At 43.4% G+C, this 17,077-nt stretch carries 13 protein-coding genes; 6 read left to right on the top strand and 7 right to left on the bottom strand.

Going from position 1 to position 17,077, the window contains the following annotated elements; all coding sequences use genetic code 11:
* Positions 1–82: 82 nt before the first annotated feature.
* The gene (locus tag G327_RS0115645) at positions 83–1,207 is read left to right on the top strand and encodes a M14 family metallopeptidase (RefSeq protein WP_019615743.1); all 1,125 of its coding nucleotides are present in this window, start codon (positions 83–85) and stop codon (positions 1,205–1,207) included.
* A gap of 61 nt (positions 1,208–1,268) precedes the next feature.
* Here the strand turns inward: G327_RS0115645 and cobT are convergent, their stop codons facing one another.
* From cobT to G327_RS0115630, 3 genes are all read right to left on the bottom strand, one after another.
* On the bottom strand, positions 1,269–2,327 hold the full coding sequence (gene cobT / locus G327_RS0115640) for a nicotinate-nucleotide--dimethylbenzimidazole phosphoribosyltransferase (RefSeq protein WP_019615742.1): 1,059 nt from the start codon (positions 2,325–2,327) through the stop codon (positions 1,269–1,271).
* A 125-nt stretch (positions 2,328–2,452) separates the two neighbouring features.
* Positions 2,453–3,796, bottom strand: a complete 1,344-nt coding sequence (locus G327_RS0115635) for a sensor histidine kinase (RefSeq protein ID WP_019615741.1) — start codon at positions 3,794–3,796, stop codon at positions 2,453–2,455.
* Positions 3,793–4,461, bottom strand: a complete 669-nt coding sequence (locus G327_RS0115630) for a response regulator transcription factor (RefSeq protein WP_019615740.1) — start codon at positions 4,459–4,461, stop codon at positions 3,793–3,795. Before G327_RS0115630 ends, G327_RS0115635 begins: the two co-directional genes overlap by 4 nt.
* Positions 4,462–4,659: 198 nt before the next feature.
* Here G327_RS0115630 and G327_RS0115625 point away from each other — a divergent pair, with 198 nt between their 5' ends.
* Both G327_RS0115625 and G327_RS0115620 read left to right on the top strand, forming a co-directional pair.
* A complete protein-coding gene (locus G327_RS0115625) occupies positions 4,660–5,103 on the top strand; it encodes a hypothetical protein (protein ID WP_019615739.1) in 444 nt (147 codons plus the stop codon).
* A gap of 50 nt (positions 5,104–5,153) precedes the next feature.
* Positions 5,154–6,509: an Lcl C-terminal domain-containing protein gene (locus G327_RS0115620; protein WP_019615738.1), complete on the top strand. Its 1,356-nt coding sequence runs from the start codon at positions 5,154–5,156 to the stop codon at positions 6,507–6,509.
* Between the two features lie 269 nt (positions 6,510–6,778).
* On the opposite strand, the gene G327_RS0115615 is transcribed toward G327_RS0115620, so the two are convergent.
* Positions 6,779–8,041, bottom strand: coding sequence for a multidrug effflux MFS transporter (locus G327_RS0115615; RefSeq protein WP_019615737.1), 1,263 nt, complete (start codon positions 8,039–8,041; stop codon positions 6,779–6,781).
* A gap of 97 nt (positions 8,042–8,138) precedes the next feature.
* Here G327_RS0115615 and G327_RS0115610 point away from each other — a divergent pair, with 97 nt between their 5' ends.
* Positions 8,139–8,624 (top strand): MarR family winged helix-turn-helix transcriptional regulator, encoded by a 486-nt coding sequence (locus tag G327_RS0115610; RefSeq protein ID WP_019615736.1) that lies wholly within the window; start codon positions 8,139–8,141, stop codon positions 8,622–8,624.
* Between the two features lie 17 nt (positions 8,625–8,641).
* Here the strand turns inward: G327_RS0115610 and G327_RS26160 are convergent, their stop codons facing one another.
* Both G327_RS26160 and G327_RS0115600 read right to left on the bottom strand, forming a co-directional pair.
* Entirely contained in the window at positions 8,642–10,318 is a 1,677-nt protein-coding gene (locus G327_RS26160; protein WP_019615735.1) for a methyl-accepting chemotaxis protein, read from the bottom strand.
* A gap of 35 nt (positions 10,319–10,353) precedes the next feature.
* Positions 10,354–11,274 carry a type IV pili methyl-accepting chemotaxis transducer N-terminal domain-containing protein gene (locus tag G327_RS0115600; RefSeq protein ID WP_019615734.1) on the bottom strand — a complete coding sequence of 307 codons (921 nt, stop codon included), beginning with the start codon at positions 11,272–11,274 and terminating at the stop codon, positions 10,354–10,356.
* 247 nt (positions 11,275–11,521) lie between these two features.
* Between G327_RS0115600 and G327_RS0115595 the strand changes: the two genes are divergently transcribed.
* Positions 11,522–12,295: a type 2 periplasmic-binding domain-containing protein gene (locus G327_RS0115595; protein ID WP_019615733.1), complete on the top strand. Its 774-nt coding sequence runs from the start codon at positions 11,522–11,524 to the stop codon at positions 12,293–12,295.
* 43 nt (positions 12,296–12,338) lie between these two features.
* Here the strand turns inward: G327_RS0115595 and G327_RS0115590 are convergent, their stop codons facing one another.
* Complete coding sequence (locus G327_RS0115590) at positions 12,339–13,085, bottom strand: phosphatase (protein ID WP_019615732.1); 747 nt, start codon at positions 13,083–13,085, stop codon at positions 12,339–12,341.
* Positions 13,086–14,045: 960 nt separating this feature from the next.
* On the opposite strand from G327_RS0115590, the gene G327_RS0115580 reads away from it, so the two are divergent.
* The gene (locus G327_RS0115580; RefSeq protein WP_019615730.1) at positions 14,046–16,694 is read left to right on the top strand and encodes a beta-N-acetylhexosaminidase; all 2,649 of its coding nucleotides are present in this window, start codon (positions 14,046–14,048) and stop codon (positions 16,692–16,694) included.
* The last annotated feature ends 383 nt before the right edge of the window (positions 16,695–17,077 follow it).

The raw sequence follows: 17,077 nt of genomic DNA, 5'->3' as shown, positions 1-17,077 counted from the left end.
CCGTTTTGTAATATGTTAGCGCCGTCTTGAAAATTATAGTCGCTATACTGCCTTCATATTTAATTTAAGGAATCCAAATCCTATGCATATCAACAGCAATTTCGACGGTGGAAATATCCGTTGCCTGAAATGTGAACATCCGTCTGACATTGAGTTAGAAATAAATAAAGACCATAACAGTGATTTTTATCAGTGGTTTTATTTTCGTTTAACGGGTGCCGAAGGACTGGACTGTACATTAAAAATTACTAATGCAGCTAATGCATCTTATACAAGCGGCTGGCAAGGTTACCACGCGGTTGCCTCTTACGATAAAGAATACTGGTTCCGCGTGCCGACAACCTATAAAGACGGTATCTTACAAATCGATCATATCCCAGAGTATCAGTCTGTTTATTACGCATATTTTGCGCCTTATTCAACGGAGCGTTGTGCAGACTTTATCGGCTGGGCAATTAACGATGATAAAGTACAGCTGAAAACATTAGGCCAGACATTAGACGGTCAGGATTTAGATCAGCTGATTATCGGTACACCTGAGCCGGGTAAAAAGAAAATCTGGGTTCAGGCTAGACAGCATCCGGGTGAGACTATGGCATCCTGGTGGATGGAAGGTTTTGTCCTGCGCCTGCTCGATGAAAATGATCCTGTCTCACGCGCTTTATTAGAACAGGCGGTTTTTTATATTGTGCCGAATATGAATCCGGACGGCAGCCGCCGCGGGCATTTACGTACTAATGCCGCTGGAGCTAATCTGAACCGTGAATGGCTGGAGCCGAGCATGGAATCAAGTCCGGAAGTTTATCTAGTACGTGAGCAGATGCATCAGGTTGGTGTTGATTTCTGTCTGGATGTGCATGGTGACGAAGCGCTGCCTTATAACTTTATTGCCGGTGCAGAAGGTATCCCTGGCTGGAATGATACCTTAGCGAAACTGCAGCATTCTTTTGCTAATACATTAATGCAGGTTAATCCTGATTTTCAGATGGAGAAAGGCTACGACATTGATAAACCCGGTGAAGCTAATATGACCGTGTGCACTAACTATATTGCACAGACATTTAACTGCCCGGCGGTTACACTGGAAATGCCGTTTAAAGATACTATTGAGACGCCTCAACCGCTTCAGGGCTGGTCACCGGAAAGAAGTACTAAACTAGGTGCTTCCAGTATTGATGCGTTATATGCAGTAGCTGCAGATTTATAAAGGTAGTGGTCTAAAAAGACAGGCAGACAGCCTGTCTTTTTAATGCCGAAGCTGAGATCTCTTAGCTGAGTGAAACACCTAAGTCTGCAAAAGTGGCCATCTCTTTCATCACTTTTACACCTGCATCAACAATAGGCAGTGCCATCGCCGCACCGGAGCCTTCACCCAACCTTAGTTCCAGATTAAGAATTGGATTTTTATCGAGCTTTTCTAAGGCTGCGATATGTCCTCGTTCAACACTGCTGTGTCCGGCGATCAGCGTATCGGCTACATCCGGATTAAGTGACTGGGCGATGAGTGCTGCTGCCGTGCAGATAAAACCATCCAGTATTACAGGTTTGTGTAAGGCCGCCGCCGCCAGCATAACTCCGGCCATTGCACCTATTTCAAAGCCGCCGACTTTTGCTAAAACATCCAGTGCATCGTGTGGATCCGGCTGGTGCAGAGCAAGGGCCGCGCGGATAACTTGTGCTTTATGCTGTCTTCCCGGCTCATCCAGACCAGCTCCGCAGCCGGTGACGATATCGGCTGATAACCCGCAGAGCAGTGAGACAATTGCACTGCTGGCGGTTGTATTACCTATACCCATTTCACCAAGCACAAAAAGATCAAATTTATCTTTGATATTGTTGACCACTTCGATGCCGGCTTCGATTGAAGCGACGGCTTGTTCACGGCTCATTGCCGGCACTTTGGCAAAGTTTGCGGTGCCTTGAGCTATCGAAAAGTCAATAATTTTACCTTCGTTATAAAGCTCAGACAGATCGCCTTTTACACCAACATCTACAATAACCATCTCTGCGCCGATATGGTCGGCCAGTACATTAATTGCCGCACCGCCTTTAGTGAAAGCCGCCATCATAAGCGGTGTAACCTCCTGCGGGCAGGGGGTTACACCTTCAGCGGCAACACCATGATCTGCGCCCATGACGATGCACGCCCGTCTACTGATGTCCGGGGTGATTGAGCGGGTAATACCGGCAACATCAACAGCTAGATCTAAACTGCGTCCTAATGCCCAGTGAGGCATAATCAGAGTTTCAATACGCTGTGCTGCTTTTTCACGCCACTCGCTTGAGCTGGGACTGATTTGGTTAAGTGTTGTTTCTAGGAGTTTCATGTCACATCCGTTTGTATAGGTAATTGAATATTAAAGGGGATAATAACGCAGATTCAATACAAAATCAGGCAAGCTTATTTATGACCTGCTGCATGTAACAACTGCCAGCGGCTAATTTCAAGCACCTAAAACTCTGAGGTTGAATCATTACTGCTTAGCGGTGAAGAGAAATCAATCATCACGGTAGTGCCGATATCACTGTTTGCCTGCAGAGAGAATTTCCACTGCTGGGCTTTAACAATCTGGCGTACAATATCCAGGCCGAGTCCAAATCCCTGACCGTCGCTGATGCCGCGTTCCTGAAGTTTAGCGGCCGTTTCCTGAGCAAAACCGCAGCCCGTATCTTTAATAGTGACCACTGTGTCTGAGACACTAATTTGTATTTTACCGTTGTCGGTATGTTCAAAGGCATTTCTAATTAAATTACTAAGGACGATGCGGCAGAGCGTTTTTGCTAACTGAAGTTCAACGCTGTCGGATCCTGCTAACTGCACTCTGACATTTTTCCCTTCAAGAAGATAATTAAGATCGGCCGCGACATTTTTAACTATGTAAGAAAGATTGACCTGTTCAGCAGCTTCCGGCTTGTGCTGATCCCGACCGGTTAACAGAATCGCCTCGCTCAGCTCTGCCATCGATTGATTGGAACGACGGATATTCTGGAGCTGATCCTCTATCTGCTGATTTCCCCGAGAACTACGCAGTGCAATAATATCTAATGAACTGGCAACAACGGCAATAGGTGTGCGCAGTTCATGACTGGCATTCTGTAGAAATTTTTTCTCGCGTTGATGAAACTGATGAATCCGCTGCAGAGAGTTGTGCAGTGTGTTGGCGACATCGCCGATTTCAGTTTTATCAGACATAATTGAAAATGAAAGTTCTGGATTATTTTCGTCTAAATGATTCGCCATTTCACTAAGCTGATAAAGGGGGTTTAAGACCTTCGAAATTAAACGCTGTGCTAACCAGAAAACCAGAATAATAGCCAGTACTGCTGTTAGTGCAATGGCGCCGGGCAGGTTTATTATCCAGCCTTTTCTGGACGGCCTAGGTAATTCACGCAGCGCCTGGTCGTTGTAAAGCACAAGCAGTTGGTGCTTGGAATTGTTAAGCGGAAACGCCAGCATAAAGTACCGAGTAGGAGAGTTTTCATTTCCATGATAGATATGCATCTGATAATCATTTAAAGGCTGCTCTTTAAAGTAATCCTGAACCGTGTGAGGCAGGTTTTGTCTACCGATATAAGCGCCGACACCGCCGCTTTGCGGTAGAGGGGAATCAGGTTGAAGTTCGAGTTGAGCTGCATAATGTTCAGCTAAAATCATCATTGAGCGGTGTGTTGCATTAGCATGGCCCATAAAATAGAGGTTATAAAGCAGGATAGAAAAAACCACCACCAGTAAACCAATACTGATAAAAAGCTGTTTTCTAAACTGGTAACGCAGACGGCTTTTATGCTCAATCATAGGGGCTGACTCTTAACTACCAGGCCGATACCGCGCACTGTTTGAATTAACGGAGTGGTAAAGGGTTTATCGACCACTAGACGCAGCTGGTAAATATGTGATTTTAATACATCTGAATCGGGCACCTGATCCGGCCAGATAAGCTGTTCTATTTCCTGGCGCGTAACCACTTTCGGACTTGCCCGCAGTAATATTTCCAGAATTTTCCAGCCGGCCCGGTTTAAGGTAAGGTTTTGTCCGCCGCGGGACACTTCTCTAAGAGCCAGGTCCATTTTTAAATCAGCAGCCTGGAGAATTGTTTTAGTGCCTTTGGAACGGCGGATAAGAACCTGCACACGGGCAAGCAGTTCAGACAGTGCAAAAGGTTTCACCAGGTAATCGTCGGTACCGGCGGTAAAACCTTCGAGTTTATCTTCTAGGGTATCTCGGGCGGTAAGCATCAGAACAGGGCTGTCATTGTGCTGTTCGCGAAGTTTTTTACAGACACTCATACCGTCGAGTCCCGGCAGCATGATATCAAGAATAACGGCATCAAAAGCGTGTGACTGAGCCAGAGCAAAACCTTGATCACCGCGATGAGCAAAATCGCATTCAAAGCCGTGTGCTTCGAGATACTCGATAATATTTGCCGCCAGCGAGCGGTTATCTTCAATGACTAAAATCATAATTTTCCTTCCCTGTTTAGCTAAGTATATATTTATCAGCAAAATTAAAGCCTGCATAATTTTATAAATACAGGTGAAGTCTAAAAATAAAAGAAAATAAATATTAAGCCGCTCAGTTCACCTGGATTTCACCAAGGTTTTGTTATTGTGCCCTCATGTGGTTTTCCGAGTTTTTTATTGATAATAAGTGAGGAACAGATGAGCATAAACTCAATTTCAGCAGGTATGCAGGTGCCTTCTATACAGATAAATAAACCCTCTATGTCAACAGAACAGCGCGAAACAGCAACTGAGCTCTTGTCTAATTTTGATGCGGATGCATTAAGCAGCGATGATGCTGTTTATATCGTCGCAGGTTTAGCTGATGCAGGTATCAGCCCAGGTAAAGAGCTGGCCGAGTTGATGCAAGACAATGGTTTTGATGCACACAGTATTGGTGAAATGGCCGGCGCAGAGAGTGGACGTATGCCGCCGCCTGCGGGCGAAGGGCAGTCTGCAGAGATATTAACTTATTTAGAAGAGATACTTGCTGAATATGATTCAAGCAAATTAAGTGATACGGATAAAGACTCGATACTGGCCGCTGTACAGTCAAAATTTGGACTGTCTTCTGCTGATTCAATTATCGATATAACGGCGTAAGCCTCGGCAAATATCAGTCTTCAATTATAAAATTTAATGGAATAAATATTATGAATATTTTCAACACAAAAACCTTTAAAGGCAAAACGGGCGCTGCTTTGATATTTACAGCCGCTGCCGCTTTAAGCGCCTGTGGAAGTAGTTCTGATACTGACAGTTCTGCCAGCAGTGATGATTCACAGGAAACGGTCAGCAGCGGTGATACTGTGTCTACAACCACAGATGGATACAGCTATGCCGTTGTGGATACTAACCAGAGCAGTTGTTACAGCTCTGCTACGGGAGGCAGCAGCAACTGCAGTGGAGCTGGTCATGACGCTGATTATGCAGGAAATCAGCCGGATTATACGGTCAGTGAAGATGGTTTAACAGTTACTGATAATGTAACCGGCCTTATCTGGCAGCAGAGCAGTGATAGTAATGCGGACGGGGAGCTCAATTACAGCGATAAGTTATATCAGGTTGAAGCGCTGAGTTATTGCGATAACTTGACGCTGGCAGGGCGGGAGGACTGGCGTCTGCCGAGTGTTAAAGAAGCGTATTCACTGATTTTGTTCAGTGGTAAAGATGCAAGTAATTACCAGGGAGTAGATACTTCGACTCTGGTGCCTTTTATAGCATCTGAATTTGACTGGGCTTTCGGGGATATTTTTACCAGTGAAGGCATTAACGCGGGAGACCGGATTATTGATGCCCAGTACGCCACCACCAGTCTGTATGTCAGCACGACCATGCAGGGTGACAGCACAATGTTTGGCGTTAATTATATTGACGGGCGGATTAAGGGGTATCCGGCAGACTTTAAAGAATATTATGTACGCTGTGTCACCGCTAATGAAGAGTATGGTGTTAATCAATTCACTGATAACGGAGATCTGACTATTAGTGACAGTGCAACCGGATTAATGTGGCAGCAGAATGACAGTGATTCAGTTAACTGGGATCAGGCGGTGCTTACATGTGAAAATGCTGCTACAGCTTCTTATGAAAACTGGCGTTTACCTAATGCCAAAGAACTGCATACTCTTTTAGACTACAGCCGTTCACCAGATACCAGCAATAGTGCCGCAGTGGATCCGCTGTTTAATGCCTCTTCATTTGTTAATGAAGAGGGAGTCACCGACTGGGGGTATTACTGGAGCTCAACCAGCCATGTTGATAATAACGGTGAAGGGCGCAGTGCCGCTTATGTTTCATTCGGTCGCGCATTAGGTTATATGAACAGCACGGTTATGGATGTGCATGGTGCAGGTGCACAGCGCAGCAACAGTAAGTCCAGCGTTGCCGATGAGCCCGGTGCGCAAAGCGTTAGCGGGGTTAACGGAACCTTTTATAGCAAGGGACCGCAGGGAGATATTTTGCGTCTGGATAATAAAGTAAGGTGTGTACGTAATATCGCTTCATAGTTGCTGTTAAAAATACTTAAGAACAAAAATTGAAGGTCTACTTTTTGGCAGAACGCTCACCATTTCAATGCTGCTGGTCACCGCTGTCAGTCTCCCTTAGGCAGGCTGCTTTAACCAACAGCAGATAATAGTTCTATGAGTGTTCTGTCTTTTTATAAAACTCGGATTTTCTTATCAGCACTTGCTAGAGCCGCCGTTGATGACAGCAGCATTACTAACACTACGGGCAGCAGTTCTCCCAGACTGATTTATTGGGGCTGTGCATTTACCTATTCAGTTCGGCTTTTCTTATCGGCGCTAACGGCACTTGCTAGAGCAACTGTTGATGACAGCAGCATTACTAACACTACGGGGAGCAGATTTCCCATACTGATTACCGCGGCAAATGCACTGATCGCAGCTCCGACTGTATACTGCATTGCTCCCAGCACCGCAGATGCAGAACCGGCATTATGTGCATAGTATTTTAGAAAGCAGGCACTGGCATTGGCCATAATGCCGCCGTTGGCCGCAATGCTTACCACAAATCCTATTACTGCAAAATAGAGCAGATCTGGAGCAATAAAAACTGAGGCTGTTAAAATCAGTCCGCCGCTGACCTGAAGCAGTAGAAAACATTTCAGCAGCGTCGCGGGTTCATACCAGCGCAGCAGCAGAGTATTAAGGCGGTTAATGATTACCAGGCCGCAAATATTAGCGATAAACAGCATTGAGAAATGCGCAGCGCTTACCCCGAATATTTTCATATAAATCATTGAAGCATTGGTTAAAAAGGTCATCATAACCGAATAGGCAAAAGCTTGAGCGAACATAAAACCCAGGGCATTTTTTTGTCTGAAAACCGAACGTAACCCAGAGTCTTTAGAGAAGGATTTAGCCGTACTGGTTATATTTTTTACTTGAGGTGAGCGCGCCGGGATAAATACCATGACCAGTCCGATAACGACAACTGCGATCACTGCAAGGAAATAGAAGATCCACTGCCAGCTGGACATGGAGAGGATCAATGTACCCACGGTTGGTGCGATGGAGGGGGCAATCATCATAATCAGCGCAATCAATGAAAAAAGCTTAGCGGATTCTTTTCCACTACTGACATCACGAATGATTGCAGGAACGCCGACTACCGCCATACCGCCGCCTGCCGCTTGGATAAAACGCCACAGCCATAGAATTTCAATTGATGTGCTGGTGGTCAGTAGAACACTGCCGACAGCAAAAATCAGCAGGCCGAGCATCATTACAAAGCGGCGTCCTTTTTGATCCGATAAAGGTCCGCCTATCAGCTGACCGAGTGCCATACCCAGTATGTATAAGCTGACGGTCACGGATACCATTGATATATCAACCTGCATCGCTTCTGCCATATTCGGCATAGCAGGCAGGTAAGTGTCTATTGCAAAGGGGGAGATAGCAAAAACTGTTGCTAAAGTCAGGATCAGGGTTTTAGAAATAGTTTTGCTCTGTAAAGCATTGTCTGCCTGGTTTGTTGTTTTTATTGTAATTTCATCTGTTATGGATTGTGTTGTCATTAGTACCTCTTATTTATCTTTCCAGAAAGATATTATATGGACTTTACCTTTCTGGCAAGATATATTGCCAATATATTTTTTCTGCAGGAAGCAAACAATGAATAACAGTATTAAGCAGATTCTTGAAGCGGGGGTGTTAAACTGGCCTGAATGTGCAGAATCTACCTCTCCTGCATTACTGCGGCTGCTGAGAGTCAGCGATATTTTTCAAAATAGCGCTCAAAAGCATGTCGAAAATTATAATCTGCAGAGAGCTGACTTCGGAGTGCTGTGTACTTTACGGCGCAGTCCTGCACCTTACTGTCTCTCCCCGACCGCACTGTATCAGTCGATGCTGTTCAGCTCCGGCGGGCTGACCAAAGTACTAGGGCGGTTAAGCCGGATCGATCTGATAGAACGTCTGGATAACCCGGAAGATAAACGCAGTAAATTAGTGCAGCTTACAGCGCAGGGGAAAATACTGGTGGAAACAATGCTGCCGGAACTGCACCAGCATGAACAGCGTATATTAGCAGTATTAAATAAAGAGGAGCAGCAGCAGTTAAATTCATTATTAGAACGTATTCTACTGCCGCATGAATAGCTTATATATATGCTCAATCAAACTTTAAACTGACCAATAAGTTCCTGTAATTCCTCCGACATTGCAACTAACTGGTTTGCTGATTTTAAGAAGTCTCCTGCAATTTCAGTGGTATTCTCAACAGAACTGCTGATGCTGTTAAGGCTCTGATCTATCTCATCGGCAACAGCTGTCTGCAGTTCAGCCGCTGAAGCAACCTGGTTGTTCATATCTGAGATTATTTGAATACTGCCGCGCATAGTGCTGATGCTTTGACCTGCCTGTGAGGCCTGTTCAACACCCTGCAGGGTTTTATTTTTACTTAACGTCATTGCATCAACAGCCGTTGTAGTTGCATTCTGTAGTTCTTCAATTTTAGATTTACTTTCTAAAGTTGACTGTTGTGTTCGTGCTGCTAAGGTTCTAACCTCATCAGCAACAACTGCAAAACCGCGTCCTTGTTCTCCTGCTCTGGCAGCTTCAATGGCCGCGTTTAACGCCAGCAGATTAGTCTGCTCTGCAATACTTTCTATCACTTCCAGTACAGTGCCGATATCCTGACTGTCGCTTGCTAATCGCGACATTGCCTGATTGACCTGTTCAACGTTTTCATTTAATTCTTCAATAACCTCGATGGTCTGCTGCACAACATTCGAGCCGGATTCTGCGTCAACATTCGCCTGCCGGGCCGCCTTAGAAGCTTGTTCAATATTCTGTGCAACATTCCTGGAATTCTCCGACATTTGTGTCATTGAAGTCACCAGCTGCTGCAGCTGACTTTTTTCAGAGTCAATGCTCCGAGAAGAACGTGTCGATAATTTATCTACATCGGCAGCCGCATCTTGTAAATTGGATGCTACCTGCTTAGTTTTTATGACTATATGATGAATTTTTTCAATAAACAGATCAAATGAATCAGCCAGCAGACCAATTTCATCTTTACTGGTTAAATTGAGACGCTGCGTCAGGTTGCCTTCACCTTGTGCAATATCCTGCAGTGCGACGGATAGATGTTTTAACGGGGTGGTAATCGTGTGAATCAAGATTAAGGCGCCGACAATACAGATGATAATCGCGAGTACTAATACAATTACAACGGCATTTTTTGACAAGCTGATCTGCTCTTCAAAATCAGACGATGTGCTTTGAATATTTGTATTCGCGACCAGTACACCGGCACTTAACTTATTAATATTTTCTAAATCAGCTGAAAGCTGATTAATACCTTTAACCTGGCGGTTAATGCTGCTGGTAAAATCGCCCATTTTTGTGACCACCTTACTGACACTAAGCAGGGCTTCGCGGCGCATTATCTCTTCAATATCACCCACAGCATCGGTGACATCTTCTATGGTATCTTTGGCAAGTCCCTCGGGTATCTCTTCGGCAGCTTCGCTGACTTCTTCGCTTAACTCATTTAAAGTTGCCGAAACTTGTTTGATTTTTCTCTCAAGTACTTTGATGTTCATATTAGTATTATTAATATTATCAACTAACTGGAGCATTTGAGATGAAATCTCAGACAAGTTTTTATTGGCATTAACTATTTCGCTTTCAGATTTTTGTGAGTTCTGCACACCTGTTACTGATTTGCTCACAATTTCAGAAAAGCCGCCGGTCAGGTTATTAAAAGAGTATACGGTCAAAATTAATACCGCCGCTAATAACAGGCAGATAGCGATGCCGCCGCCGAGTAACTTGATACGGATAGTCAAAATAACCTCCTTACAAAATTAATTTATTAGCCTGCTTATTTGCCAGATTCTTTTTCATACATACCGACCGCTTTATTCATCTCTTTTAACAGCGGTAGATTAGTTTCAGCTAATTCAGTTATTTTATCAGCACTTATTTTCGCAGTTTTGTAATCCGCAGCGGAGGCCACAATAGGTTTGAAATTTATCCATAATCCGTTAACAACATCCAGCTGGTCTCTAATATGCTGCGGTTTAGTGCCGGGTAAACCTAAATTGTGATCTCCGTCCTTAAGGCCTTTTAAGGTATTTTCAAATAATGAGTAGGTTTCCAGCAGGCTTAATTTGTTGTCTTCAACATTATAGCCATAGGCTACTAACAAAAATTCTTTGCTCATTTTCTGGGTTAGCATGCGCTGTTTGCCTGCAAGGTTGATGGTTGCCGCTAAACCTGGAGCTGCTTTAAGTCCGCCTTTTTTCGCATCTTTTTCATAAAGTCCCACCGCTTTATTCATCTGTTTCAGCAGCGGTAGATTATTCAGGGCAATCAGTGCAACTTGCTCTTTATTCGCGCTGTCGGCCGCGAGGATATCTTTTACGATAGGATAAAAGCCTGCCCAGATTTCATCTATTTTATCTAGCTGGCGTAAAATGCGGCTGCTGCTGGTTGCCGGTAAACGTAATTCACTGCTTCCGCCCCGTAATCCTTTAAGGGTCTTATCAAATAAAGTGGATGTGTTTTTAAGATTAACAAGGTTGGCGGCTTTATTTTCATTCAGTGCAATTAATAAAATTTCTTTAGACATTTTCTGAGTCAGCATGCGCTGCTTTCCTGAAAGATTAAGAACAACACCATATTCGGCGGATGTAGGGCCGTCAGCTGCAAAGGCGGTCGTTGCGGGAGTTAGAGAAAACAGTAAAAAGTAAATAATGATGACCGGGCGTGTTAAAAGCATTTTAGTCTTTACGATATGCATTTATTTTCTCCTAAAACATAGTGTTATGAATAGATTAAAGATGAACCTTTTGTTGATATAGGTTAGTAGAGTGCATACTAAGATTCCTTGTAGGCTTCGCTTTTATATCAAATATGTTGCAGTGGTCACGTCAGATTATAGTGAGTAAGTGTATCTGTTGTAATTTTTCCTAGAAGATCGTGACGTTTTAATAACCCATGCGACTATACTCAAGAGTAATGGATAGTTGTTGTGACAGGAAATTGCGATGAAATATCTACTTTTAATTTTTTTAATTATCTCTGCAGTGAGTCGTGCTGAGCCGATTGTCTTGTGTGTCGAGAAAGCGGATTACCCGCCGTTTATGGATCTGGATCAGGAAAACGGGGTGTTCTATCAGTTCATCAAGATAATGAATAAACAAAGTGATCAGCAGATTGAACTGGTCAGCAGACCATGGAAACGCTGTTTAAGGGAAGTTGAATTAGGGATATTCGATGGTGCCTTTGCGGTTATTTATACTCAGAAACGTGACCAGATGTTTGCTTATCCCAAAACGCACGACGGCCTTCTTGATAATTCTAAAGCATTATGGACAGTAAATTACCCGGTTTTTGTACATAAAGACAGTACGCTGCAATGGGATGGGCGTACGTTTAATCAGTCTCAAATACAGGTCGCTTCACCTCTGGGCTATATAGTCTCCAAACAGCTTGGACAGATTCGTTCATTAACAGCCTTGAACATGGAAGCAGTTAAAGGTTTGAAGTTAGTGGCGCGGAAGCGCTTAAATGCTTATGTGATAGAGCAGTCTATCGGCGAAAAAATGATTCAACGCCATGATTTAGATTCGTTGTTAACCACACTGGAAACTCCGTTTATGGTTAAAGACTGGTACATTATATTATCTAAAGATTTTACCCGGAAAAGCCCGCTAAAAGCCGGGCGTTTCTGGGAATCATTAGCACAGGTTCGCATGGAGCATGGTGCGCGTTTATATCAGTTTTATATGCAAGAAGCTTCCGGAGATCAGTCTGAATAATGTTTTTTATGTTGGCTGTATATTTCAGGCCGGTTCCGGTCTGTTAATATAGATCGCTATATTCTTCAATAAAGGGTTTCTTTCTTAACTGCAGAAATGCTAAAAACTGCTTAGCTGTATGAGTGATTACCTGTTCAGCAGGCATTTCTACTTTATCCAGCAGATCACTGACTAATTCTAATTCACCTATCTGCTGGCAGAAATGCGCATCTGTTCCTGTGGTTATATAAGCGCCGACATCCCGCGCAATGCAGGCAATTTCAAGGCAGCGGCTTGGGCTGCCGATACGGCTTGCACCTTTAAGTGAACTGTTGTTGATCTCAATGGCGACATTAAACTCTTTAGCGCATTCAATTACTGCACGGTAATCGAAGTCAAAGTTAGGATTGCCCAGGTGTCCAAGGGCATCAATACGTCCGCCTTTAATCACGTTAATTAGTGCCTGTGTATGTGCAGCTTTGTCTGCCGGGCCGAATACTGGTTCATGCAGACTGGCAATGACCCAGTCAAGGTGAGAATCTGTTTCTAAGGGGATGTCTATCTCACCTTTAATATTTAAAATATTAGTTTCAACACCGCGGATCACTGCCACATCACAAAGAAATCTCGGCAGTATTTTCTGATTGGAAAAAAACCAGTAGTGAGGTGCACCAGGCATAGACTGTGAATGATCGGTAGTGCAGAACATCTTTAGGCCGTTTTCTTTTGCCGCATGCGCATTTTCCAGCAGGGTGCTGTAGGCATGCCCGCTTGCATAGGTATGAGTGTGGGTATCGACGTCAAATTTCATAAAACCTCGTGTAATAATTAATTGAAAAGCTGGAGAGTCTGGTAAATATATAAGTCCTCTAGTGCCCTGAAAAACTAAGCTTTAAAAATCCATATTGTTTAAAATGCTCAGTCTCGAAATGTGATTAAGTATTTGACTTCAGCTGTTAGTCTACATTTCAAGGCCGTTTCGGCCACGTTAACTTAGAACTTCCGGGAGGATAATTCACTTTATACTGTGTGAATTGATTTTGAAATAGAGCTGACATAATTTTAGCAATAAAGTACTTTCAGCCGGCAGATAAAGCAGTAGATAATCAGCTGGAGCGATGGATTTATCGGTCATGATTATTTAATCATTCTGCAGGGCTGCTGCAGGCAGGACACTCGGCACCCCATGCTCACCACTGATTCCAATTTTCAAATAGGGTATTGTCTGACGGCCTTTATCAGCGGCAGATTTAACCAGCTGACCTTTCATCTAACGGAAGATACAGATACAGATATTTCTCTGTCCCGTCATAATTAAACATGACGGGCTCAACGTTGAAGTGCATAACCCCTAGTTTAGCCGAGGTAAGTTAATTCTATTATCAGTTTGTGTATTCTCTGCGAAATGTAAAATTTATGCTCAAGAAGCGCTGCCGCTTGTATTGTTGAAACTTTCAAAAATGCTGATGAGCAAGCTGTTAGCTTGGGATATTTCTCTGCGCAAACAAAGTCTGGTGAGTGTGATTTTTTACTTAAAAAAGGGATGTTTGAGAAAAATAAAGACAGAACTCAATAATAGTAAAAGTCATTCTCATCTGCAGATTTGTATCTTTTGCAATATTTGTAATCAAAATGTCACATACGCACTCAAAAAGCGTGAGTTGCGATTATTTGCGTGATCTTGATCTAATAAGTCTTTATTCGGCTTGCGAAGAAAGGTTTTTTGCATTCAAATAAGGCTTTCAAACTACCAGTTAAGTAAGGAAGCATAATGTTTAAAAAATCGCTTATTGCAGTATCGATGATCGCATCTCTGTCTGCATGCTCAACAATCAACAACTCTCAAAAAAGTGTTAATCAGTTAGCTGATAATTTAGATATTAATTACACCGTATTAAGCAATACAGCTGCAAATGACGGGGTTGACTGTAAAGGCCTTGAAGCGGAATGGGCGTCATGTAATACAGTTAATATGACATTAACTAACAGTGGTGATGCCGTTACAGCAAAAGACTGGTCTATCTATTTTCATAGTGTACGTTTAATTCTGGCTGTGGATAATGAACAGTTTAAAATTACACGTATTACCGGTGACCTGCATAAATTAGAGCCGACCGATAAATTTGACGGTTTTGCAGCCGGTGAAGAAGTGATTATCCCTATTACCGGTGAATACTGGCAGTTATTTGAAACCGATTTCTTTCCGGGGGCTTTTGTCACCGCGCCGAATGCTGAGCCTCGCAGTATCGTCTCTTTAGATACTGAAGATACCGGCAGCTATGTGTCAGGTCTGCAGGGCGAATTATTAAAACGTACCGCTGGTGATAATAATATTGTCGCTGATGCGAACAGCCGTTTTGATAAAAATGCGGATGTTAAACATCAGGATATCAGTCAGCAGGTAATGCCGACACCGCAAAAAACAGTGTATAAAAACGGCAGTGCAGATTTATCTTCGGGGCTGAATCTTGTCACTACAGGTCTTGATGCAGGCCAGCTGGAAGCAGTTAAAAGCCGTGCGGCTTTATTAGGCTTATCAACAACGGGCAGCTACGACATTAACATAGCTGTTGCTCCTGAGCAGTTTGGAAAAGATGCTGTTTCCGGTCAGTACAAACTGGATGTTTCTGAACAAAATACTCAAATCAGCGCTTTTGATCAGGCAGGTGCTTTTTATGCCATGCAGTCACTGTTTTCATTAGTCAGTCTCGAAAATTCCGTTATTCCGGCATTGACCATCGAAGATGCACCGCGTTTTGAATACCGCGGGGTAATGGTGGATGTTGCACGTAATTTCCACTCTAAAGAAGCGATTATTGCCACGCTGGAACAGATGGCCGCTTATAAAATGAATAAACTGCATCTTCACCTTAGTGACGATGAAGGCTGGAGAATTGAAATTCCAGGCTTGCCGGAACTTACCGATGTGGGCAGTAATCGTTGTTTTGATGAGTCAGAAACCAGCTGTATACTACCGCAGTTAGGCTCAGGTGCAGACAGTGATAATTTCGGCTCAGGTTTCTTCTCCAAAGCTGATTATATTGAAATTCTTACCTATGCAAAAAACCGTAATATTGAAGTCATTCCAGAACTTGATATGCCGGCTCATGCACGAGCTGCCGTGGTTTCTATGGAAGCCAGATTCAAACGTTTATCAGAAGCGGGTGACCTTAGCGGTGCAAATGAATACCGTCTGATGGATCCGCTGGATACATCTAATGTCACCACAGTACAGTTCTACGATAAACAAAGCTTTATCAACCCTTGTATGGAATCCTCTTCGCGCTTTGTTGATAAAGTGATCGGCGAAATTGCCGCTATGCATAATGAAGCTGGAATGCCGCTAAGTACATGGCACTTCGGTGGTGATGAAGCTAAAAACATTAAACTTGGAGCTGGTTTCCAGGATATTAATGATGAGAAGAAAATCGGCTGGAAAGGGGATTTAGATCTTTCCAAACAAGATGCACCGTTTGCCAAATCGCCGTTATGTAAAGCGGTTATTGACAGTGAAGTTGTCGCTGATTATGAGCATCTACCAAGCTACTTTGCTGAAAAAGTATCTAAAATTGTTGCAAAACACGACATCGCTAACTTTCAGGCATGGCAGGATGGTCTGAAACATTCAGAAGATTCAAAATCATTTGCGACAGATTCAACACGAGTAAACTTCTGGGATACTTTATACTGGGGCGGTGATGCATCTGCTTATGAGTTCTCAGAAAAAGGTTACGACGTAATCATTTCTAACCCGGATTATGTGTATATGGATTTCCCGTATGAAGTTGATCCGAAAGAACGCGGCTACTACTGGGCAACACGCGCAACAGATACGCGTAAAATGTTCGCTTTTGCACCGGAAAACTTACCTCAGAATGCTGAAACATCGGTAGATCGTGATGGTAATGGTTTTACCGGAGAAGGTAAAATAGAAGAAAGCAAACCTTTCTACGGTTTGTCGGCGCAGCTGTGGAGTGAAACAGTGCGCAATGATGAACAGTATGAGTACATGGTATTTCCGCGAGTACTGGCCGCTGCTGAGCGTGCATGGCACAGAGCTGACTGGGAAAATGATTATAAAGTAGGTAAAAAATATACTTTAGAGTCAGACTATGTGGATCAGGCGCAGCTTGATGCTGACTGGCAGCGTTTTGCAAATATTATGGGACAGCGTGAATTAGCTAAGCTTGAGAAAGCCGGTGTTGATTACCGTCTGCCGGTTCCTGGAGCGAAAATTGCTGCATCGAAGCTGCATATGAATTCACAATTTCCGGGTGTAACACTGCAGTATTCAACAGATGCAGGTAAAACCTGGAACAATTACTCTGAAACCGCTAAACCGTCTGTTACGGGCGAAGTGGCAATCCGTACTGTATCTGAGTCGGGTGAACGCAGCAGTCGAGTAACAACGGTAAAATAAATACCTTTCACAATTAAGTGTATTAAAAAGCCGATAATTTATTATCGGCTTTTTTTGTTTGTAGTAGTTTATCTTCAAAAAATAGTATGTATAGCCATGTTACCTCAAGATGCTTTGTCAGGCGTTAGCTCGGATACGAGAGCAAGACGAAACATGAGGTAATTGCTATTCATTTTTCGATTGTTGCAACGCAGGGCTGGTTTTCGAACTAACGGCCCGAAGGGTAAGGCAACATGCACCAATCTGCGTTGTAATAAAATCTATATGTAGAATAATTATAAAATAATTAAAGTCTTTATTATAATTCTATCGACAGAGGATTAACGTAGATAATCGCTCGAAAGGCTCAATTTTATGCCTAGCATTTCGGCACCATTTGCCTT

This window comes from Psychromonas ossibalaenae ATCC BAA-1528, from assembly GCF_000381745.1.
Taxonomy (GTDB): Bacteria; Pseudomonadota; Gammaproteobacteria; order Enterobacterales; family Psychromonadaceae; genus Psychromonas; species Psychromonas ossibalaenae.
Note: the sequence above shows the minus strand (reverse complement) of the source record. Positions and strands in the feature narration are given on the sequence as shown.

What these genes read in the sequence shown, in the direction of transcription:
- G327_RS0115615 (WP_019615737.1), bottom strand. Translation starts at nt 8,041, where the DNA reads ATGACAACACAATCCATAACAGATGAAATTACAATAAAAACAACAAAC.
- G327_RS0115630 (WP_019615740.1), bottom strand. Translation starts at nt 4,461, where the DNA reads ATGATTTTAGTCATTGAAGATAACCGCTCGCTGGCGGCAAATATTATC.
- G327_RS0115600 (WP_019615734.1), bottom strand. Translation starts at nt 11,274, where the DNA reads ATGCATATCGTAAAGACTAAAATGCTTTTAACACGCCCGGTCATCATT.
- G327_RS0115590 (WP_019615732.1), bottom strand. Translation starts at nt 13,085, where the DNA reads ATGAAATTTGACGTCGATACCCACACTCATACCTATGCAAGCGGGCAT.
- G327_RS0115645 (WP_019615743.1), top strand. Translation starts at nt 83, where the DNA reads ATGCATATCAACAGCAATTTCGACGGTGGAAATATCCGTTGCCTGAAA.
- G327_RS0115620 (WP_019615738.1), top strand. Translation starts at nt 5,154, where the DNA reads ATGAATATTTTCAACACAAAAACCTTTAAAGGCAAAACGGGCGCTGCT.
- G327_RS0115610 (WP_019615736.1), top strand. Translation starts at nt 8,139, where the DNA reads ATGAATAACAGTATTAAGCAGATTCTTGAAGCGGGGGTGTTAAACTGG.
- cobT (WP_019615742.1), bottom strand. Translation starts at nt 2,327, where the DNA reads ATGAAACTCCTAGAAACAACACTTAACCAAATCAGTCCCAGCTCAAGC.
- G327_RS0115625 (WP_019615739.1), top strand. Translation starts at nt 4,660, where the DNA reads ATGAGCATAAACTCAATTTCAGCAGGTATGCAGGTGCCTTCTATACAG.
- G327_RS0115595 (WP_019615733.1), top strand. Translation starts at nt 11,522, where the DNA reads ATGAAATATCTACTTTTAATTTTTTTAATTATCTCTGCAGTGAGTCGT.
- G327_RS0115580 (WP_019615730.1), top strand. Translation starts at nt 14,046, where the DNA reads ATGTTTAAAAAATCGCTTATTGCAGTATCGATGATCGCATCTCTGTCT.
- G327_RS0115635 (WP_019615741.1), bottom strand. Translation starts at nt 3,796, where the DNA reads ATGATTGAGCATAAAAGCCGTCTGCGTTACCAGTTTAGAAAACAGCTT.